The sequence below is a fragment of the Liquorilactobacillus hordei DSM 19519 genome (assembly GCF_019443985.1).
GTDB lineage: Bacteria > Bacillota > Bacilli > Lactobacillales > Lactobacillaceae > Liquorilactobacillus > Liquorilactobacillus hordei.
Genome location: NZ_CP049303.1, coordinates 1,565,987 through 1,586,773, shown reverse-complemented (window position 1 = coordinate 1,586,773; position 20,787 = coordinate 1,565,987). Strand labels below are relative to the sequence as shown.

Sequence of the window (20,787 nt, the reverse complement as noted above, 5' to 3'; positions counted from 1 at the left end):
TTTATAAATTAGAAATAAGGAGGCCATAGGAATGGCAAAAATTTCTGCTTCTCAAGTTAAAGAATTACGTGATAAAACAGGCGTAGGTATGATGGAGGCTAAAAAAGCGTTGGTCGCTGTTGAAGGTGACATGGAAAAGGCTATTGATTTTCTTCGTGAAAAAGGGATTGCAAAGGCTGCTAAGAAAAGTGATCGTGTTGCAGCTGAAGGGTTAGCTGATGTTGAGGTTTTTGGTAATGTTGCAGCTGTTGTTGAGGTCAATGCTGAAACTGACTTTGTTGCACAAAATGCACAATTTAAAGAATTAGTTAAGACTATAGCTAGCAAAATTGCTGAGGCTAAACCAGCGAATGTTGAAGAGGCTCTCAAAATTTCTACCGATAAAGGTACAGTTAATGATGAGATTATTGAAGCAACTCAAGTTATTGGCGAAAAAATTACACTACGCCGTTTTACATTAGTTGAGAAAACAGAAACACAAAATTTTGGTTCATATCTTCATATGGGGGGCAAAATTGCTTCATTAGTGCTTGTTGAGGGCGCTGATGAAGCAACTGCTAAGGATGTTGCAATGCATGTTGCAGCTATCAATCCTAAGTATGTTGATCGTACTGAAGTACCTGCGCAAGAACTTGCACATGAAAAAGAAGTTCTAACACAAGAAGCTTTGAATGAAGGTAAACCTGAGAAAATTGTTGAAAAAATGGTTGAAGGCCGTTTGAACAAATTCTTAGCTGAAATTAGTTTGACAGATCAAGAATTTGTTAAGGATCCAGATCAAACTGTTGCAAAATATGTTACTTCAAAGGGTGGAAAGGTTGTTTCATTCACTCGTTATGAGGTTGGCGAGGGTATTGAGAAAAAAGAAGATAACTTTGTAGAAGAAGTTATGAGTCAAGTTAAAGACTAATATTATATTAGACAGCATGCTACTCAGTTTTTCTACGCCTGTTGTCAAGTAGGGGGATTGAAGCTAATTAGTTTTGATACCCCTATTTATATACAATGAATGACTTTTTTGAGATATTCAATACTGCTCAAGTATGATAAAATAATCTATGAGTGTACCCAAGTATGACATATAAATGATAACTATAGGAGGACCATCATGACAGAGGTAAAGTACAAACGTGTGATATTGAAATTAAGTGGAGAGGCTCTTGCAGGCAATCAAAAAACAGGAATTAACCCTTTAGAAATTCGGAAAGTTGCTGAAGAAATTAAGGAAGTTTATGCTTTAGGTGTTCAGATTGCTATCGTTGTTGGTGGTGGTAATATGTGGCGTGGTGAAGCCGGAGCTCAGATGGGGATGGAAAGATCACAAGCAGATTACATTGGTATGTTAGGCACTGTAATGAACGCTCTTGCACTTCAAGATAATTTGGAGTCATTAGATGTACCAACTCGTGTGCAGACCTCAATTGAGATGCGTCAAATCGCGGAACCTTATATTAGACGGAAAGCAATTCGACATCTTGAAAAGGATAGAATAGTTATATTTGCTGCAGGAACAGGATCCCCATATTTTTCAACAGATACGACAGCTGCTTTACGTGCTTCAGAGATTAATGCAGACGTTATTTTAATGGCTAAAAATGGAGTAGATGGCATCTATTCTGCCGATCCACTAAAAGATCAATCAGCTGTTAAATTTTCAGAACTAACACACCTCGATATTATTAATAAAGGGTTACAGGTTATGGATACAACTGCTTCGTCTCTGTCCATGGATAACGATATTCCTTTGGTGGTATTTAATATGAACGAACGCGGTAATATTCAAAGAGTGGTTAAAGGTGAATCAATTGGGACAACAGTGAAAGGAAAATAAGCAATGAAAATAAACGATCCAGTTTTAAAAAAAGCGCAGGAAAAAATGACAAAGGCACAAGAAGCTTTACAAAGAGAGCTTGGAAATATTCGTGCCGGCCGAGCAAATGCTAGTCTCTTAAATAGAATCACGGTAGTGTATTATGGTGCACCAACACCGTTAAATCAGATTGCTCAAATTTCAATTCCGGAGGCCCGTGTTTTACTTGTAACACCTTATGATAAATCTTCACTTAAGGATATTGAACATGCAATTTTAGCTTCTGATTTAGGGATTTCACCTGCTAATGATGGTTCAGCAATTCGCTTGGTAATCCCACAATTAACTGAAGAACGACGCAAAGAAATTGCAAAAGAAGTTAAAGCTGAAGCTGAAAAGGCAAAAATAGCAATTCGAAACATTCGTCGAGATGCAATTGATGAACTTAAAAAAGCACAAAAAAATGGTGATTTAACTGAAGATGATTTACATAATCTGGAAGAGCAAGCACAGAAGCTTACGGATTCTTCAGTAAAGAGCATTGATGGAATTCAAGCTGAAAAGGAAAAAGAAATTCTTGATGTTTAACCGACAGTGTAGGTAGTCACAAGGTACAACGGAGTTGCATGCTGGAAATTTATGATTGATATTTATTTTTTCATTAATCAATTTCCAAGGTAGCAGTGCTTTTTGCTCCGTTGTTACTTTTTTGTTAAAATAAGTTTTGAACTTTAGTGGAGGTGAACTCTTGTTCTCAAAATTTATTAAAAATAATAATGTTCTGAGGGAAACAGTTCAGAAAATCGATGAGACCCGCATTCCTCAGCATATTGCTATTATTATGGATGGTAATGGACGCTGGGCCCAAAAAAAACACTTACCAAGAATTGCAGGGCATAAGAGTGCTTTGACGACTGTTAAAGAGATTACTAAGGCGGCAAGTAACTTTGGTGTTAAGGTTTTAACACTGTATACCTTTTCGACAGAAAATTGGAAACGACCAAAAAAAGAAGTTGAATTTTTAATGAGCCTACCAATTACTTTCTTTGATACTTTCGTTCCTGAATTAATTGAGAATAATATTCAGGTCAATGCAATGGGAGAATTAAACGAACTTCCAGCTGAGACTTTAGCTGCAGTTAATCGAGCAATTGCTCAAACAAGCCATTGTACAGGAATGATTCTGAATTTTGCCATTAATTATGGAGGCCGAGATGAGATAGTGGCTGCGGTTAGAACTTTAGCAATGAAGGTTCAAAAAAAGGAATTAGTAGCTGATTCAATTGATGAGAGCTTGATTTCAGATACATTAATGACGAGTAATTTAAAAAAATTGGCAAATCCTGATTTGTTGATTCGCACGAGTGGTGAACAAAGAATCTCTAATTTTTTACTTTGGCAACTTGCGTATAGTGAGTTCATTTTCAGTGATGTTTTATGGCCTGATTATACACCTGAAGATTTGTGCGAGAATATTATAGAATATCAGAAACGTGATCGTCGTTTTGGCGGTCTGAAGAAAGGGTAATCAATCATGAAACAACGTGTAATTACGGCAGTAGTTGCTCTAATCGTTTTTGTTCCTCTAGTATGGATAGGTGGAGTAGCATTTGATATATTAGCTATCCTACTTGGTCTAGTTGCATTGTCTGAAATTCTAATAATGCGTAAAAAGTTATTAGTATCTCCAGAAGCTGTTATTTCAATGTTGGCAGCTTTGGCGGTACTTATTCCTCAAAACTGGCTGACGTTTTTACCTAGTGATACAACACAATTTACTATTTTTTATTTCTTTGTATTGATGCTATTGACATACACTGTATTTACAAAAAATCGCTTTTCTTTTGACGATGCAGGGATGTTGATTCTAGGAACAATTTATGCATCTGTGGGATTTCATTATTTGATGCAAGCTAGAACTGTGGGGATTTCAACTGTTTTTTATTTATTGTTAATAGTTTGGTCTACTGATAGTGGCGCATATATGGTCGGACGAAAATTAGGTAAAAATAAGCTGGCACCACATATTAGTCCCAACAAAACATGGGAAGGCTCAGTTGGTGGTGTGATAATTGCAATGGTAATTGCTGGTGGGTTCACACTACTTTATCCACAAGGGGTGAGCTTTTTATCAATATTACTGATAACATTAGTTTTATCAATTGTTGGTCAAGTTGGTGATCTAGTTGAGTCAGCATTGAAACGCTTTTATGGGGTCAAAGACTCTGGACGTATTTTACCTGGTCATGGAGGAATTTTAGATCGCTTTGACTCTTTACTGTTTGTTTTACCGGTTGCACATTTTATCGGCTTAATTTGAAAATCGTTTTATACTGAAAGGAAGCTAACATGCTAATTACAATTGTGACGTTTATTATTGTTTTTGGGATTCTGGTAGTTGTTCATGAATTTGGACATTTCTATTTTGCAAAGCGTGCCGGTATTTTAGTACGCGAATTTTCAATTGGCATGGGGCCAAAAATTTTTGCACATCAAAAAAATGGTACGACCTATACAGTGCGAATTCTTCCTTTAGGTGGATATGTTCGAATGGCAGGACTTGAGGACGATGATGATTCACTGAAACCAGGTACTACAGTTAGTTTGCTTTTGAACCAAGATAATGTAGTTGAAACAATTAATGCGAGCAAAAAGAAGACTTTAATTTCTGGGATACCGGTTGAAATTGTGAAATGGGATCTTGAAAAAGAGCTTTGGATCGAAGGATATGAAAATGGCGAGGAAGATAAGTATCGTCGTTTTTCGGTTTCGCATGATGCTTCAATTATTGAAGAAGATGGAACAAAGGTTAGAATTGCTCCAATCGATGTTCAATTTCAATCAGCAAAACTTTGGCAAAGAATGCTTACAAATTTTGCAGGTCCGCTTAATAATTTCATTTTGACAATTATTGCTTTTACTCTTGTTGCAGTTATCCAGGGCGGAGTGATAACTTCAGAAAATTCTACAAAGATCGGTGGATTTGCTACAAGTTCTGTGGCCAAAAAAGCAGGATTGAAGGTTGGCGATGAAATTGTTGCTGTTAATGGACATAAAACTACTAGTTGGGTGAAACTTTCATCTTACGTAAATGCTTCTCCCAATAAAAAAATTAATGTGACTTATAGTCGTGATAATCAAGAAAAAACTGTTGCGTTGACACCTAAAGTTCAGAATCAAAATGGTAAAAAAATTGGACTAATTGGAATCACAGCCAAAACGCATACTGATTCTTCATTTATGGCAATTGCAACCTATGGATTTACAAAGACTTGGACGACAATGTTGGCTTTGTTCGCAGCAATTGGCGGTATTTTTACACATGGGTTTAGTTTAAATGATTTTGGTGGACCGGTTGCAATATACTCCTATACCTCTGAAGCAGCACAATATGGTTTGACGAGTGTGATCAGTCTGCTAGCATTTCTTTCGATTAATTTAGGAATTGTAAATCTTTTTCCTATCCCAGCATTAGATGGTGGGAAGATAATTTTGAACATCATAGAAGCAATCAGAAGAAAACCATTATCACCTGAAAAAGAGGGAATTATTACTTTAATTGGTTTTGGCTTTTTAATGCTGTTAATGGTGTTGGTAACTTGGAATGATATTCATCGTTATTTTTTTAACTAAGAATATATTAGTAGTACTTAGTGATGTACGGAGTTTGTTTAAAAAGGGGATTAGTTATGAAACAATCAAAAATTTTGGTACCTACTATTAAAGAAGTACCAAGTGATGCAGAAGCACTCAGCCATAAATTGATGCTTCGCGCTGGTTATGTTAAACAAATAACGGCAGGCATGTATGCATACCTACCACTTGCACATAAAGTTTTAACGAAGATACAACAAATCATTCGTGAAGAAATGGATGCAATTGATGCAGTAGAAATGCTTGTACCTGCTGTTATCCCAGCTGAACTTTGGCAAGAGTCTGGTAGATATGAAACATATGGACCAGCAATGTTTAAACTCAAGGATAGACATGAGCGTGACTTTATTTTGGGACCAACACATGAAGAAACCTTTACTTCAGTAATTAGGGATTCAATTAAGTCATACAAAAAATTGCCGTTAAATTTATATCAAATTCAAATGAAATATCGTGATGAAAATCGTCCTCGTTTTGGATTGTTGCGCGGTCGCGAATTTTTAATGTTTGATGGCTACTCATTCCATGCAACACAAGATAGTTTAGATACTGTCTATAATCAAATGGAAGGTGCTTATCAAAAAATTTTTGAGCGTTGTGGTTTAAATTTTCGTTCAATAATTGGTGATGCCGGTGCCATGGGAGGAAATGATTCTAAGGAATATATGGCAATTGCTGATATCGGAGAGGATACAATTGTATACTCCGATGGAAGTGATTATGCTGCAAATTTGGAAATGGCAAAGAATTTAAGAGTTGCTAAGACATCACATGAAAGTAAACGAGACTTGAAGAAAACGGCAACCCCAAATGCAAAAACTGTCGAAGAAGTAGCTAAGTTTCTTGACACAACAGTTGAAAATATTTTGAAAACACTTTTGTTATATGTTGACGAGGAACCTACGATTGTTTTACTCAGGGGTATTGATGAACTTAATGAAGTTAAATTAAAAAATTTTTTAGGTGCAAAAGAACTTAGAATGGCAACTGAAGAAGAAACGATAAAGATTCTTGGAGCTGATTTTGGTTCAGTCGGACCAGTTGGAATTTCGAAGAATTTGCGAGTTGTCGCAGATATTGATGTTGAAAAAATGAGTAATGGAATTTGCGGAGCTAATGAAGATGGATATCATTTTATCAACGTGAATGCACCCAGAGATTATGAAGTTGATGATTATGTTGATTTGCGGACGGTTCATGAAGGTGAACCATCTCCAGATGGACAAGGATCTTTAAAGTTTACTAGGGGAATTGAAATTGGTCATATTTTCAAGTTGGGAACACGCTACTCTGATTCTTTAAAAGCAAATATACTTGACAAAAATGGGCGTCAAATCCCAGTAATTATGGGTTGTTATGGTATCGGGGTGTCGCGGCTTTTGTCAGCTATTATTGAGCAAAATAGTGATGAGAATGGAATAATTTGGCCACGGGCAATTGCTCCTTTTGACATCCATGTTGTCCCAATTAATTCTAAAAATGAAGTACAAGCTAAATTAGCAGATGAGGTTACGTCTGATTTGCAACATGCAGGATACAGTGTTTTAGTGGATGATCGCAAAGAGCGTGCTGGTGTTAAATTTGCTGATTCAGATTTGATGGGATTACCTGTTAGAGTAACAATTGGTAAGAAAGCTGAAGAAGGCATAGTTGAGGTCAAGCTGCGGCGTAATGGCGAAACGGTTGAAGTTCGTCAAGAAGAATTGCAAAATGCAATTAGTATCTTACTATCAGAAAAAGAAGTTTAATTTAAATGAGGGTTGCTTTGTTTGAATAGAAGACGGAGGTGATTTCTTTTTATCGCTTTCGTCTTTTGTATTTTAATTTTTAGTAACTCGTATTATGATTTTTTACAGATAGTTACTTTTGGTGCTAAAATCTAGATATTATAACTTTTAGCGTAATTGTGAAAAGAAAGGAAGGTCAATTTGGGAATTGATAAGAAAACATTATTTCAAAAATTACTTCTGCAATTGAATTGGAATATAAAAGATGAAGAAAAAATAATTTTTGATAGCACTCAAATTGAGAATGTGGAACTACATCATCTTTCACAAAGATGGGACTTTACATTTAAAACAGATGATATTTGGCCATTGCCGCTATTTGAAGAATTTTCACAGAGATTAGAAGAAAGCTTTAGAAATATTGCTCATGTTCAAATTTCTTTTGATGTTGAAAAACCGCAAATGAATAAAAGAAAGCTTGGCGAATATTGGAATTGGGTACTCAAACACTGTGGGGTTACATCACCATTTGTGCAAGAACTGACTTTTGGCAAAGTACCCTATTTGGATGACCAAAGAGTGATTCTTGAAGCTGAAAATGAGATTTTAAAACAATTTCTTGTCAACCAGGCGTTGGGACCAATTGAAGAAACTTATCGCCAAGTTGGTTTCCCAAAATTTGCAATTCACACAATAATTGATGAATCAAAATCACAAAAGAAAATTGCTGAATTCAAGGCTCAAAAGGCAAAAGATGATGAGCAACTAGCGCAAAAAGCAATTCAAGCAATTCAACAGCAAAATCAGCAAAAGCAAGAAAAGGTCCTACCTAAAATTGAAGGATTAGTCGTTATGGGAAAAAAGATTGACGATAAAAACGAAATCACTCAGATGGCTAATATTACTGAAGAAGAACGTTCGGTTATTGTTCAAGGATATATTTTTGATAAAGAGATTCGAACATTGCGTTCTTCACGAAAATTATTAATTTTAAAAATAACTGACTATAGTTCCTCAATCATCGTGAAAAAGTTTTCGCGAAATGAAGAAGATGAGGCTTGTTTTGATGCAATTGCTGAAGGTCAATGGGCGAGAATTCGAGGAAGCGTTCAAGAAGATAGTTTTATGCGCGATCTTGCAATTAATGCCTATGATATTAATCAGATTTCTCATGAAGTTCGCAAAGACACAGCGCCTGAGGATCAAAAACGCTCAGAACTTCATGTCCATACAAACATGAGTATGATGGATGCAACTAATAATATTACTGATTATATTGAACAAGCTGCAAAATGGGGGCAAAAGGCAATTGCCGTGACAGACCACAGTACGCTTCAAGCCTTTCCTGAAGCCCATGCCGCTGGAAAGAAAAATGGTGTTAAGATTCTTTATGGTGTGGAAGCTAATGTTGTAGATGATGGTATTCCTATTGCCTATAATGAAAAACATGTTAATTTGAAGGATGCCACATATGTGGTCTTTGATACTGAGACAACAGGTTTATCTGCGCGTTTTGATAAAGTCATTGAACTTGCAGCTGTTAAGATGAAACAAGGAAATGTTTTAGAAAGTTTTGATATGTTTATTGATCCAGGTCATCCCTTATCACAAACAACCATTAATTTGACCAGTATTACTGATGACATGATTAGAGAGAATGCTAAGCCTGAAAAAGAAGTTTTTAAATTATTTCAAGCTTTTTGTGAAAATAGTATTATCGTAGGACATAATGCAACTTTTGATGTCGATTTTATGAATATTGGTTATGCACGTCATGACCTGCCGAAGATTGAAAACCCATGGGTTGATACGCTGCCATTAGCACGTCTATTGTACCCAGAACTCAAAAGTTTTCGTCTAAATCGTCTGGCTAAGATGCTTAATGTTGATCTAGAACATCATCATCGTGCAATTTTTGATGCGGAAGCAACCGGATATATCTATTTTGCAATGCTTAAAGAAGCAGGAGAACAATTTAAAATTGAGTTTCATGATGACTTTAATAAGCATGCGGGCGAGGTTGATGCATACAAGCATGGATTTCCATTCCATGCTACGATTATTGCCCAAACCCAAGCAGGGTTAAAGAACTTATTTAAATTGGCCTCGTTATCAATGGTTAAATATTATTACCGTGTACCACGAATTCCAAGGTCAGAACTTACGAAGTATCGTGAAGGACTTCTAGTCGGTTCCGCTTGTTCGAGTGGGGAAGTTTTTGTGGCAATGATGCAAAAAGGTTTTGATGAGGCCAAGAAAAAAGCACGTTTTTACGATTACTTAGAAATTCAGCCAAAACCGTTGTATGAACCATTGATTGAGCAAGAAATGATTAAAGATAATCAGAACTTGGAGACAATCATTAAGAATATGGTTGATTTGGGTGAAGAGCTAAAGATGCCAGTTGCTGCGACTGGTGATGTTCATTTTCTAAACAAAGAAGATGCAATTTACCGTAAGATTTTAATTCATTCTCAAGCTGGAGCTAATCCACTTAACCGTTTGAAAGAATTGCCAGATGCACACTTTAGAACAACAGATGAAATGCTTGAAGATTTGAGTTTTTTGGGTGAAAAAAGAGCACAAAAAGTAGTAGTGAATGATCCGCAAAAAATAGTTGAGATGGTTGATGATATTTCACCTGTTAAAGACAAGTTATACACACCAAAAATGGAAGGTGCTGAAGATGAAATTCGAAGTCTCGCACTTAATAAAGCACATGAACTTTATGGGGATGACCTTCCAGCTGTTGTTCAGGCACGATTAGATAAGGAGCTTAAGAGTATCATAGGGAATGGCTTCTCGGTAATTTATCTGATTTCACAGAAATTAGTTTTTAAATCTAACAAAGATGGCTATTTAGTAGGTTCCCGTGGCTCTGTTGGTTCCAGCTTGACGGCTACTATGACAGGAATAACCGAGGTCAATCCTTTACCACCACATTATCGTTGCCCAAAGTGTAGATGGAGCAAATTTTACGAAAAAGGTGAGTATGGATCAGGGTTTGATTTACCCGATATGGATTGTCCAAACTGTAAAACCAAGCTGATTAAGGATGGACAAGATATTCCTTTTGAGACCTTCTTAGGATTTTATGGAAATAAGGTACCAGATATAGATTTAAATTTTTCTGGTGATTATCAACCAATTGCACATAACTACACGAAGGTACTTTTTGGTGAAAATAATGTTTTTCGAGCCGGAACAATTGGTACAGTTGCCGATAAGACAGCTTACGGTTATGTTAAAGCCTACGAACGTGATACTGAGCAAATATTTCGTGGGGCAGAAGTTGATCGCCTAGCCAAAGGAGCAACGGGCGTAAAGCGTACAACTGGGCAACATCCAGCTGGTATTTTGGTTGTACCTGATTACATGGATATTTATGATTTTACGCCTATTCAATATCCAGCTGATGATTTGTCAGCAACTTGGAAAACAACGCATTTTGATTTTCATTCAATTCATGATAATATTCTAAAACTCGATATTCTTGGTCATGATGATCCAACGATGATCAGAATGTTACAAGATTTATCAGGAATTAATCCCCAATCAATTCCAACAGATGACCCAGGTGTGATGAAGCTTTTTTCAGGAACTGATATTTTAGGTGTAACTTCTGATCAGATTGGCTCAAACACAGGAACACTTGGAATTCCGGAGTTTGGGACAAGATTTGTTAGAGGAATGCTTGAAGAAACTAAACCTAAGACATTTGCAGAACTACTTAAGATTTCAGGGCTTTCACATGGAACAGATGTCTGGCTTGGCAATGCAGAAGAATTAATAAAGAATGGTACTGTTACGATGCCTGAAGTTATTGGTTGTCGTGACGATATTATGATGGATTTGATTCATATGGGAGTTGAAGCCGATCGTGCCTTTAAAATTATGGAGAGTGTGCGTAAAGGAAAAGGAATTCCCGATGATTGGCAAGCGGAGATGCGTGAAGCAAAAGTACCAGAATGGTATATTGATGCTTGTCTTAAAATAAAGTACATGTTTCCTAAAGCACATGCTGCTGCATATGTTTTGATGGCTTTGCGAATTGCTTACTTTAAGGTATATTTCCCATTAGTATATTATTCTGCATATTTTAGTGTGAGGGCAGATGATTTCGATCTTGTTGCAATGTCTCGTGGCAGTGAGACAGTTAAAGCAGCAATGAAAGAAATAAATGATAAGGGAATGGATGCCTCAACTAAGGAAAAAAATTTATTAACAGTACTTGAGATTGCTAATGAGATGATTGAGCGCGGTTATCAATTCAAGATGGTTGATTTGCATCATTCTGCTGTTTCTGACTGGCTAATTGATGGTAAGACACTGATTGCGCCTTTTAATGCGATGCCAGGTTTAGGGACGAATGTTGCTAAGCAGATTGTAGCAGCCCGTGAAGAAAAGGAATTTCTTTCAAAAGAAGATTTAGCAAAACGAGGTAAGGTTTCTAAGACTTTAATCGAGTTTATGACAGAAAATCATGTACTTGATGAGTTACCCGATGAAAATCAATTGAGCTTATTTGAATCATTATTTTGACATTAAGTGTTTATTTGTCAAAGTATATTTTTCATGGTATAATACTTGTGTAATTAAGTAACTCGTTAGGAGTGAGCAGTGATGCTCGCTCTTTTTATTGCAACCACTGAGGCTGTACTTTGAATTAATAAAAAGGAGGTTGACTTGTGAGTACTGTAGTTGAAACAGTGACTGAATTGGTCACACCAATTTTGGATGCTGGCAATTTCGAATTGGTAGATATTGAATTTGTTAAAGAGGGAAAAAATTGGTATCTAAGAGTCTTTGTTGATAAAGATAAAGGTATTAATATCGAAGAATGTGCATTGATAAGTGATAAGTTAAGTGAAAAATTGGATGAATGTGATCCAGATCCTATTGAACAGGCTTATTATCTTGAAGTTTCTTCACCAGGTGCGGAAAGACCGTTAAAAAAGGAAAGCGATTATGAGCGGGCATTAGATAAATATATCCATGTTTCGCTTTATCAGCAACTCGCAGGGTCAAAGATCTTTGAAGGTGTACTGACTGAGCTGACAGAGAGTTATTTGAAACTCGAATATATGGATAAAGCGCGACGAAGAGAGATTCAGATACCGCGTGATAAAATTGCAAAAGCAAGATTAGCTGTTAAATTTTAGATTTGTTAAGGAGAAAATTCAGATGAGTAAGGAATTACTAAATGCATTAGATGCATTGGAAGTCGAGAAGGGAATCAAGAAAGATGTTGTTTTAGAAGCACTTGAAGCAGCTCTTGTTTCGGCTTATAAGCGTAACTATGGACAAGCACAAAATGTTGAAGTTGAGTTCAACAAAACACGTGGCGATATTCACATTTTTGCAGTTAAAGAAGTTGTTTCTGAGGTCTTTGATTCACGACTTGAGGTGAGTCTTGAGGAAGCAACTCAAATTAATCGTGCATATGAAATTGGCGATACAATTAGATTTGAAGTAACACCTAAAAATTTCGGACGAATTGCTGCACAAACTGCTAAACAGGTTATTATGCAGCGTGTACGAGAAGCAGAACGCGGAATTGTTTACGACGAATATATTCAGTATGAAAATGAGATCGTAACCGGTGAAGTTGAGCGCCATGATCATCGCTATGTCTATGTGAACCTTGGTAAAGTCGAAGCCGTATTATCTCATCAAGATCAGATTCCTGGTGAAGAATATAAGTCACACGATCGTATTAAAGTATATATTTATAAAGTTGAGAATACTTCAAAGGGACCTCAAGTTTTTGTGAGCCGTTCCCATCCAGATTTGTTAAAGAGATTGTTTGAACAGGAGATTCCTGAGATTTTTGATGGAACTGTTGAAATTATTTCGATTGCACGTGAAGCTGGAGATCGTGCTAAGGTTGCTGTACGTTCACATACTGATGGCGTTGATCCGGTTGGTACATGTGTTGGTCCACGCGGTGAGAGAATTCAAACAATTGTTAATGAACTTAAAGGTGAAAATATGGATGTTGTTGAGTGGCGTGATAATCCTGCTGAGTTTATTAGTAATGCACTTAACCCTGCTGAAGTTATTGATGTGCAGTTCAATCCTGAGAACGAACGTGCTTGTACTGTGATTGTGCCGGATAATCAGTTGTCTCTTGCAATTGGTAAAAGAGGACAGAATGCACGTTTAGCAGCTAAATTAACAGGCTTCAAAATAGATATCAAATCTGAATCAGAATTTGCAAAAATTTCTGATGCTTCAGATAATACAATCACTAATACTGACGAAGATTAATTACAATTTTTTGAACAAAGGAGATGATTAGATGGTAAAGCAACGCAAAATACCTATGCGTAAGGATATTGTTCTGGGGGAAATGAAACCCAAAAAAGAACTCGTACGAATTGTGAAAAATAAGGAGGGCGAGGTTAGTATTGATCCCACTGGTAAGAAACCAGGACGTGGAGCATATATCTCACTAGAGGTTGCGGTAGCCAAAAAAGCAAAGGAAGAACATACATTTAATAAGGCTTTCGGGGTAAAAGTTCCCGACGAGTTTTATGATGAATTAGTCGCGTTTGTTGATCATCAAGCAGCACGCAGGGAGCTTTTTGGCGATGCTCGATAAAAAACAAAGGGTCCTACAGATGCTTGGACTTGCTAGAAGAGCTGGTAAGTTAACTACTGGTGAAGAGGGTGTTCTTAAGAAAATTAGGACACAAAATACACAAATTGTTTTTGTTGCCAGCGATGGTTCAGAAAGAACTAAAAAGAAGTTTGTAGACAAGTGTAAAAGCTATCAAGTTGATATTAATTGTGATTTTACGCATCAAGAACTTAGTTTAGCAATTGGAGCAAATAGAACTGTGCTTGCAATTGATGATTTAGGTTTTAGTAAGAAAATTATGATGCTGTTGAGTTGATACTTTTACCATAAAGGTTTGGACTATACAGTCTGTAGTGATATAAATTGTATAGTTGAGATTGGAGCGTGAATACATGGGAAAAAAGCGAATTTATGAGTTAGCAAAGGAATTGAATGTCAGTAGCAAAGTTGTAATTGAAACGGCTAGGAAAAAAGGCTTTGCCGTTAATAATCACATGTCGACCATTGGAGACAATGAAGAACGTCAGGTGAAAGAGGCACTTAAACAAACTACAGACAAGGTAAGTACTGCAAAAAAACCTGCAGTAAATGAATCGAAAAATTCGAAAATTTCAAATGAACCAAAACGTTCTCAAAGAAATAATAATAGTAAAGAGGCCGGACCAATTCAAAATAAAACAACTAACCACAATAATAAAGTTCAGCATAGTAATAATAAAGCTCAACAAAGTAACAGACCACAAGGAAATAGTACTCAAAATAATAGGAACCAAACAACAAGTAACCAGCAAAGCTCAAACGCAAACAGTTCTGCTAGAAAAAGCAACCCACGTTTTGAAAATAAATCTAATAATAATACGCGTTCTAATAATTTTGGACAAAATAGATTCAACCAAAATTCTAATTCGCAAAATAAATTTAGTAATAAGAAAAAACGTAGAAATAGAAAGAATAGTCGCTATCAAGAGAGTAAGAAACCAGCTGTTCCACCACGTAAGGACAGGCCGTTACCAGAAACCCTTGTGTATACAGTAGGGATGAATGTCGCCGATATAGCTAAGAAGATTCACCGTGAACCAGCAGAAATTATCAAGAAATTGTTCATGATGGGTGTAATGGTTAATCAGAATCAATCTTTGGACAAGGATACAATTGAAGTCTTGGCTGATGATTACGGTATGAAAGCAGAAGAAAAAGTTGAAGTTGATGTTGCTGATATTGATAAGTTCTTTGAAGATGAGCAAGGAAACACAAAGCATCTTGAAGCGCGTCCTCCTGTTGTAACAATTATGGGTCATGTTGACCATGGTAAGACAACATTGCTTGATAAATTGCGCCACACGCATGTTACTGATGGTGAAGCTGGCGGGATTACACAGCATATTGGTGCTTACCAGGTCAAACATGATGGCAAGACAATTACGTTCTTAGATACTCCGGGACATGCAGCGTTTACTAACATGCGCGCACGTGGAGCAGATATTACTGATATTACGGTACTTGTTGTTGCTGCAGATGATGGTGTAATGCCACAAACAATTGAGGCGATTAACCATGCTAAAGCTGCAGAAGTTCCAATTATTGTTGCCGTTAATAAGATTGATAAGCCAGGTGCAAATCCAAATCATGTAATGGAACAATTAACTGAATATGAACTTATCCCTGAAGATTGGGGTGGGGAAACAATTTTTGTTGAATTATCAGCAAAATTTGGTAAGAATCTTGATGAATTATTGGATATGATTTTATTGCAAGCTGAAGTTCTTGAGTTGCGTGCAAATCCTAAGCAACATGGGGCTGGTTCTGTTATTGAAGCTCGTTTGGATAAGGGAAAAGGAACGGTTGCTTCATTATTGGTTCAACAAGGAACGTTGCATGTTGGTGATCCAATTGTTGTTGGAAATACTTTTGGCCGTGTTCGTACAATGATTAACGACAAGGGACAACAGATTGCAAAAGCTTTACCAGCTACTCCAGTTGAAATTACAGGGTTAAATGAAGTTCCAGATTCAGGTGACCGCTTCATTGTCTTTAGTGATGAGAAAACTGCACGTGCTGCGGGTGAAGAACGTGCCAAGCGTGCATTATTGAAAGAGCACAGTAATATTCAGCATGTTACATTGGATAACTTATTTGATTCACTTAAGGAAGGTGAATTGAAAGAGGTTAATGTTATTATTAAAGCTGATGTTCAGGGTTCTGTTGAGGCACTTGCTGGTAGTTTGCAGAAGATTGAAGTTGAAGGAGTTCGAGTTAATATCATTCACCAGGCAGCTGGTGCTATCAATGAAAGTGATGTAACTCTTGCTGAGGCATCAAATGCTATTATCGTAGGATTCAATGTTCGTCCAACGCCACAGGCTAAGTCACAAGCTGAAAGTGACAGTGTTGATATTCGTTTGCATCGTGTTATTTATCAGGCAATTGATGAAATCGAAACAGCTATGAAGGGAATGCTTGAACCAGTCTTTGAAGAAAAGATTATTGGTCAGGTTGAAATTCGTGAGACATACAAAGTTTCTAAGGTTGGAACAATCGGTGGTGGTTATGTAACTGACGGTTATATCCAACGTGACAGTGGTGTTCGTGTGATTCGTGATGGAATTGTTATTTATGAAGGTAAACTTGCATCCTTGAAGCGTTTCAAGGATGATGTAAAGCAAGTCAAACAAGGATTTGAATGTGGTATCATGATTGAAAAATACAATGATATCAAGATTGGAGACCAGATTGAAGCATTTGTTATGGAAGAGGTTCCAGTCGAATAATTAAATATGAATTAAACGGAGGAGACGCAATGGCACAAAATTATCGTGTTGGTCGTTTATCTCAAGAAATCCAACGAGAAGTAACAGATATTTTGATGAAAAGAGTCCGTGATCCACGAGTCCAAGGAATTACAATTACAGGAGTTGAGGTTACGGGTGATTTACAGCAAGCAACTATCTATTACAGTATCTTGTCTGAGCTTGCATCTGATGGAGAAAAGACACAGATAGGTTTAGAGAAAGCTAAAGGATTGATTCGTAGGGAGTTAGGCGCAAGATTAAGCATTTATGTAACTCCTGAGTTGATTTTTGAACGCGATCGCTCAGTTCAATATGGTGACCATATTGACGAGCTTTTGAATAAGTTAAACCATTCCGAGGACTAAGGTTTTTGAGCATTGATGGCTATGAAAAAAGCATATCAAAAGTCAAAAAAATATACGTTATCATGTAACTACGAGTATAGTTACAGTATTTTTAATAGTTAAAAATATCTAAAGTGACTTTTGAAATGTATTTAAAAGAAAGAGGCTGCCACAAAGCGTTTGTTTTGTTACAGCTTTTTTCTTTTTAGTAAACTTAAAGTACTTGGAGGATGAAAATGAACGGAATTATTCCAATATATAAAGAGCGTGGGATGACGAGTACGGACTGTGTTTTCAAATGTAGAAAGATTTTTAAAATGAGACGAATTGGCCATAGTGGCACACTTGACCCGAATGTTGATGGAGTATTACCCATTTGTGTGGGTAAGGCAACAAAAGTCGTTAATTATTTGATGGATTCAGGTAAAGTATATATTGGTGAAATCACACTCGGATTTTCAACAACAACTGAAGATTTGGATGGTGAAACTGTTGAAAAAAGAGCATTGCTTAAACCGTTCACTAGTGAGGAAATTAATGATAAAATGAGAGAGTTAACTGGCGACTTGGTTCAAATTCCGCCAATGTATTCTGCAATTAAGGTCAAGGGTCGCAGACTCTATGATTATGCTCGAGCCGGTGATCCGGTAGAACGCCCTAAAAGAAATATTCATATTGAATATTTCAAACAAACTAAGACAACAATTTTTAATCAAGAAAGTGGTTATCAAAAGATCTACTTTGAGGTTGGGTGTGGAAAAGGGACGTACATCAGAACCTTAGCTGTTGACTTAGGCAAAAAGTTAGGTGTTCCGGCCGTTATGTCTGATTTATCTCGTTTATTCAGTGGAGGTTTCACAGTTGGACAAACTATTAAAATCAGTGAGTTAGCTCAGGCTGCAGAAGACGGCAGTCTTGAAAGTCGTCTTTATCCAGTCGATTATGCTTTACAAAAGTACTTTCATGTTGAGTTAGACGAGCAACAATGGAAAATTGTGAAAAATGGCGGTTTTTTATTGCCGAGTGAAATTAGTGATACAAAAATAGTTAAACAAATAGTTTTGATGTACCGAGATGAAGCTCGATGTATCTATCGCTATAATGAAGATGAAAAAAGATATCAACCTGAACAAATGATTGATTTAACTTAGAGGAGAGTAAAAAGTGCAAGTAATCAATTTAGCAGAACCTTTTAATAAGTCGATCCTGCCAACAGGAGATGTTGTTTTGGCACTAGGATTTTTCGATGGTGTACATCGTGGACATCAGGCCGTTATACAGCGAGCAAAAAGCGAAGCAAAAAAGCATAATGTCAAACTGGCTGTAATGACATTAGACATGCATCCTTCCATTCCATTCAAGGGGGTAAAACCGCAAGACATCAAGTATTTGACGACTTTAGGGCAAAAAAATAAATTGTTTGAGTCATTAGGTGCTGATATTATGTATGTAGTTTCTTTGAATGACTTACTGGTTAAAATGGGACCACAAGAATTTGTTGATAAATATATGGTAGGATTGAATGCACGGGCAATTGTCGCTGGTTCAGACTACACATATGGTAAAAAAAATATTGCAAATATGCAAATTCTTCCTAAGTATGCAAAGAATCGATTTGAAATCATTAAAGTAAAACATTTGAATGATAAGGAGCAAAAAATTAGTTCGACACGAATCCGTAAGGCACTTTTATGTGGAGATATTAAGTGTGCAAACGAACTTTTGGGCTATCATTATCAAAACAATGGCAAAGTTGTTCATGGTGAACAAAGAGGACGCAAACTTGGATTTCCAACAATTAACGTTGCGGTTAATACACAAGAAATGTTGCCTGCAGAAGGAATATATGTTGTTAAGGTTGAAATTATCGGCAAAAACGTTTTGGGAATGGCGTCAATTGGACGAAATGAGACTTTTGGAGAAGGCAGAAAAGTGACGCTTGAGATTAATTTGCTTGATTTCTCGCAAATGGTATATGGAGAAAATGTAGTAGTTAACTGGTACTATAAATTGAGAGGCCAAGTCAAATATACTGGTCCAGCTGGATTAATAGCTCAACTAGAAAAAGATGAGGAAAATACACGAAATTATTTTAAAAAGATAAGATAATTGGTGGTCAATTCTTGACTTATTTGAGTAGTTCTTGTATATTAATAATTGACTTAGCACTCTAGGACATTAAGTGCTAATTGAGGTGATTGAAATGCTTACTGAGAGACAATTGTTAATTCTTGAAGCAATAATTCAGGAGTACACAACTGTTGGGAAACCTGTCGGTTCGAAATCCTTGGGTGAACAGCTCCCAATGCAAGTGAGTTCGGCAACTATCCGAAATGAGATGGTTGCTCTGGAACATTTGGGATTTATCAACAAGGAACATTCTTCTTCAGGCAGAGTTCCCACTTTGAAGGGTTATCGTTATTATATTGATAATCTCGTTAAGCCTGATGTTGTTAATCAAGAACAGCTGGAGGATATCCGTTCTTCATTTGGTAACAATTTCTACAAGATTGATGAAATTGTTGCTGAGTCTGCGAGAATACTTTCTGATATGACCAACTATACTGCGATTGCTTTTAAACCCGAGACAAAAAACATTAAGTTTCAAGGCTTTAAGGTTCTTCCAGTTGGCAATCAGCAATTAATGATGATGCTGGTTACCAGTGATGGAAACATTGAAAGTCAACTTTTTAATGTTCCTAGAGGATTGGGTGGCGATGAGATTGAGGCAGTTATTCGTGTGATTAATGACAGAATTGTTGGCCTTCCCCTTGATCAGGTGATTGAAAGACTGCATGAGACGATTCCTCTATTATTGCATTATGTTCGAAGACCTGTAGGATTTCTTGATATTTTCGGGAATATCTTAGAACGGTCAGCACGTGAGCAATTCTTTGTGAGTGGTAAGTTGAATTTACTAAATTTTGTGGGTGAAGCGGATGTTAATCAAATTAAAGATCTCTATTCCTTAATTGAACGCTCTGAAGATATCAGCAATCTAATTGGTAATTCATCAGGTACTATTCAAGTGAAGATTGGTGATGAGTTGACTAATAGCTCATTGAGTAATTATAGCTTGATTTCAACTACTTACGACGTGGCACAACATGGACAAGGTCTAATAGCTCTACTAGGCCCAACAAATATGCCTTATTCAAAAATGATTGGGCTTGTCCAGACGTTCCAAGAAGAGTTGGCACGTAAATTATTAGATTACTACAGTTTTTATGATGATTAGAAAAGGGGTGTCGGTTTGTCAGAGCAAAATGGAAGCGAAGAAGAAATTTTGAAGACTGATGAAAAAAAAGCTGTGGATGAGTCTGTTAAGGATGAGACAGCTGCGCAAGTCGGTGAAAATAAAGCAACTTCGGAGAAATCAGCTGTTGATAATGAAGATTCTGAACAAGAAGAGTTGAAACTAAAAGTAGCAGAACTTCAAAAAAAATGTGATGACTTCGAAGATAAATACTTGAGAGCAGAAGCTGAAATGGCTAATATGCATACAAGGTTTAAGAAAGAACAAGAGAAGTTGTTACGTTACGATGGTCAAAGCCTTGCTAAAGATGTTCTCCCAGTTATTGACAATTTGAATCGTGCCTTACAAATTGAAGTCACTGATGATGCTTCCAAGCAATTAAAAAGAGGTATTGAACTTGTTTTTAACGATATGGAGAAAGCATTGAAGGCAAATAATGTGACAAAGATTGAAGCACTTGGACAGGTTTTTGATCCAGCGCTTCATCAAGCTGTTAAATCTGTGCCAGCTGAAAAGGGCCAGAAAAATGAAACAGTAATTGAAGTATTCCAGGATGGCTATATGTTAAAAGACCGCGTATTGCGGCCTGCAATGGTAGTCGTTGCACAATAAATTAAAATTTTT

General features: G+C 36.6%; 18 protein-coding genes. All 18 read left to right on the top strand.

All coding sequences use genetic code 11. The annotated features are described in order from the left end of the window. Positions 1-31: 31 nt before the first annotated feature. The 18 genes from tsf (at position 32) to grpE (ending at position 20,775) form a co-directional block, all read left to right on the top strand. The gene (tsf, locus tag G6O70_RS08825) at positions 32-910 is read left to right on the top strand and encodes a translation elongation factor Ts (protein WP_057868502.1); all 879 of its coding nucleotides are present in this window, start codon (positions 32-34) and stop codon (positions 908-910) included. Between the two features lie 198 nt (positions 911-1,108). Then, positions 1,109-1,831: a UMP kinase gene (gene pyrH, locus G6O70_RS08820; RefSeq protein ID WP_057868501.1), complete on the top strand. Its 723-nt coding sequence runs from the start codon at positions 1,109-1,111 to the stop codon at positions 1,829-1,831. 3 nt (positions 1,832-1,834) lie between these two features. After that, a complete protein-coding gene (frr, locus tag G6O70_RS08815; protein WP_057868500.1) occupies positions 1,835-2,398 on the top strand; it encodes a ribosome recycling factor in 564 nt (187 codons plus the stop codon). Between the two features lie 160 nt (positions 2,399-2,558). Beyond that, on the top strand, positions 2,559-3,338 hold the full coding sequence (locus G6O70_RS08810) for an isoprenyl transferase (RefSeq protein WP_057868499.1): 780 nt from the start codon (positions 2,559-2,561) through the stop codon (positions 3,336-3,338). 6 nt (positions 3,339-3,344) lie between these two features. Then, complete coding sequence (locus tag G6O70_RS08805; protein ID WP_057868498.1) at positions 3,345-4,130, top strand: phosphatidate cytidylyltransferase; 786 nt, start codon at positions 3,345-3,347, stop codon at positions 4,128-4,130. A 29-nt stretch (positions 4,131-4,159) separates the two neighbouring features. Continuing rightward, positions 4,160-5,443 carry an RIP metalloprotease RseP gene (gene rseP, locus G6O70_RS08800; RefSeq protein ID WP_057868497.1) on the top strand — a complete coding sequence of 428 codons (1,284 nt, stop codon included), beginning with the start codon at positions 4,160-4,162 and terminating at the stop codon, positions 5,441-5,443. Between the two features lie 56 nt (positions 5,444-5,499). Beyond that, on the top strand, positions 5,500-7,212 hold the full coding sequence (locus G6O70_RS08795; RefSeq protein ID WP_057868496.1) for a proline--tRNA ligase: 1,713 nt from the start codon (positions 5,500-5,502) through the stop codon (positions 7,210-7,212). A gap of 180 nt (positions 7,213-7,392) precedes the next feature. Further along, complete coding sequence (locus G6O70_RS08790; protein WP_057868495.1) at positions 7,393-11,733, top strand: PolC-type DNA polymerase III; 4,341 nt, start codon at positions 7,393-7,395, stop codon at positions 11,731-11,733. Positions 11,734-11,879: 146 nt separating this feature from the next. After that, entirely contained in the window at positions 11,880-12,353 is a 474-nt protein-coding gene (rimP, locus tag G6O70_RS08785) for a ribosome maturation factor RimP (protein WP_057868494.1), read from the top strand. Positions 12,354-12,375: 22 nt separating this feature from the next. Beyond that, positions 12,376-13,461: a transcription termination factor NusA gene (gene nusA, locus G6O70_RS08780; RefSeq protein WP_057868493.1), complete on the top strand. Its 1,086-nt coding sequence runs from the start codon at positions 12,376-12,378 to the stop codon at positions 13,459-13,461. A 31-nt stretch (positions 13,462-13,492) separates the two neighbouring features. Further along, complete coding sequence (rnpM, locus tag G6O70_RS08775) at positions 13,493-13,795, top strand: RNase P modulator RnpM (RefSeq protein ID WP_057868492.1); 303 nt, start codon at positions 13,493-13,495, stop codon at positions 13,793-13,795. Then, positions 13,785-14,090, top strand: a complete 306-nt coding sequence (locus G6O70_RS08770) for a L7Ae/L30e/S12e/Gadd45 family ribosomal protein (protein ID WP_057868491.1) — start codon at positions 13,785-13,787, stop codon at positions 14,088-14,090. The genes rnpM and G6O70_RS08770 overlap by 11 nt, the downstream gene beginning before the upstream one ends. 76 nt (positions 14,091-14,166) lie before the next feature. After that, positions 14,167-16,542 (top strand): translation initiation factor IF-2, encoded by a 2,376-nt coding sequence (gene infB / locus G6O70_RS08765; protein ID WP_057868490.1) that lies wholly within the window; start codon positions 14,167-14,169, stop codon positions 16,540-16,542. 29 nt (positions 16,543-16,571) lie between these two features. Continuing rightward, positions 16,572-16,928 carry a 30S ribosome-binding factor RbfA gene (gene rbfA, locus G6O70_RS08760; RefSeq protein WP_057868489.1) on the top strand — a complete coding sequence of 119 codons (357 nt, stop codon included), beginning with the start codon at positions 16,572-16,574 and terminating at the stop codon, positions 16,926-16,928. Positions 16,929-17,143: 215 nt separating this feature from the next. Then, positions 17,144-18,058: a tRNA pseudouridine(55) synthase TruB gene (gene truB / locus G6O70_RS08755; RefSeq protein ID WP_057868488.1), complete on the top strand. Its 915-nt coding sequence runs from the start codon at positions 17,144-17,146 to the stop codon at positions 18,056-18,058. Between the two features lie 13 nt (positions 18,059-18,071). Next, positions 18,072-19,016 carry a riboflavin biosynthesis protein RibF gene (gene ribF / locus G6O70_RS08750; RefSeq protein ID WP_057868487.1) on the top strand — a complete coding sequence of 315 codons (945 nt, stop codon included), beginning with the start codon at positions 18,072-18,074 and terminating at the stop codon, positions 19,014-19,016. Positions 19,017-19,110: 94 nt separating this feature from the next. Next, positions 19,111-20,145, top strand: coding sequence for a heat-inducible transcriptional repressor HrcA (gene hrcA, locus G6O70_RS08745; protein WP_057868486.1), 1,035 nt, complete (start codon positions 19,111-19,113; stop codon positions 20,143-20,145). A 15-nt stretch (positions 20,146-20,160) separates the two neighbouring features. Further along, complete coding sequence (grpE, locus tag G6O70_RS08740; RefSeq protein WP_057868485.1) at positions 20,161-20,775, top strand: nucleotide exchange factor GrpE; 615 nt, start codon at positions 20,161-20,163, stop codon at positions 20,773-20,775. The last annotated feature ends 12 nt before the right edge of the window (positions 20,776-20,787 follow it).

Excerpts from the sequence above, each read along its gene's own strand:
- rnpM (WP_057868492.1), top strand. The coding sequence starts at position 13,493 with ATGGTAAAGCAACGCAAAATACCTATGCGTAAGGATATTGTTCTGGGG.
- pyrH (WP_057868501.1), top strand. The coding sequence starts at position 1,109 with ATGACAGAGGTAAAGTACAAACGTGTGATATTGAAATTAAGTGGAGAG.
- tsf (WP_057868502.1), top strand. The coding sequence starts at position 32 with ATGGCAAAAATTTCTGCTTCTCAAGTTAAAGAATTACGTGATAAAACA.
- G6O70_RS08805 (WP_057868498.1), top strand. The coding sequence starts at position 3,345 with ATGAAACAACGTGTAATTACGGCAGTAGTTGCTCTAATCGTTTTTGTT.
- frr (WP_057868500.1), top strand. The coding sequence starts at position 1,835 with ATGAAAATAAACGATCCAGTTTTAAAAAAAGCGCAGGAAAAAATGACA.
- hrcA (WP_057868486.1), top strand. The coding sequence starts at position 19,111 with ATGCTTACTGAGAGACAATTGTTAATTCTTGAAGCAATAATTCAGGAG.
- infB (WP_057868490.1), top strand. The coding sequence starts at position 14,167 with ATGGGAAAAAAGCGAATTTATGAGTTAGCAAAGGAATTGAATGTCAGT.
- G6O70_RS08770 (WP_057868491.1), top strand. The coding sequence starts at position 13,785 with ATGCTCGATAAAAAACAAAGGGTCCTACAGATGCTTGGACTTGCTAGA.
- truB (WP_057868488.1), top strand. The coding sequence starts at position 17,144 with ATGAACGGAATTATTCCAATATATAAAGAGCGTGGGATGACGAGTACG.
- rseP (WP_057868497.1), top strand. The coding sequence starts at position 4,160 with ATGCTAATTACAATTGTGACGTTTATTATTGTTTTTGGGATTCTGGTA.
- nusA (WP_057868493.1), top strand. The coding sequence starts at position 12,376 with ATGAGTAAGGAATTACTAAATGCATTAGATGCATTGGAAGTCGAGAAG.
- G6O70_RS08795 (WP_057868496.1), top strand. The coding sequence starts at position 5,500 with ATGAAACAATCAAAAATTTTGGTACCTACTATTAAAGAAGTACCAAGT.
- rbfA (WP_057868489.1), top strand. The coding sequence starts at position 16,572 with ATGGCACAAAATTATCGTGTTGGTCGTTTATCTCAAGAAATCCAACGA.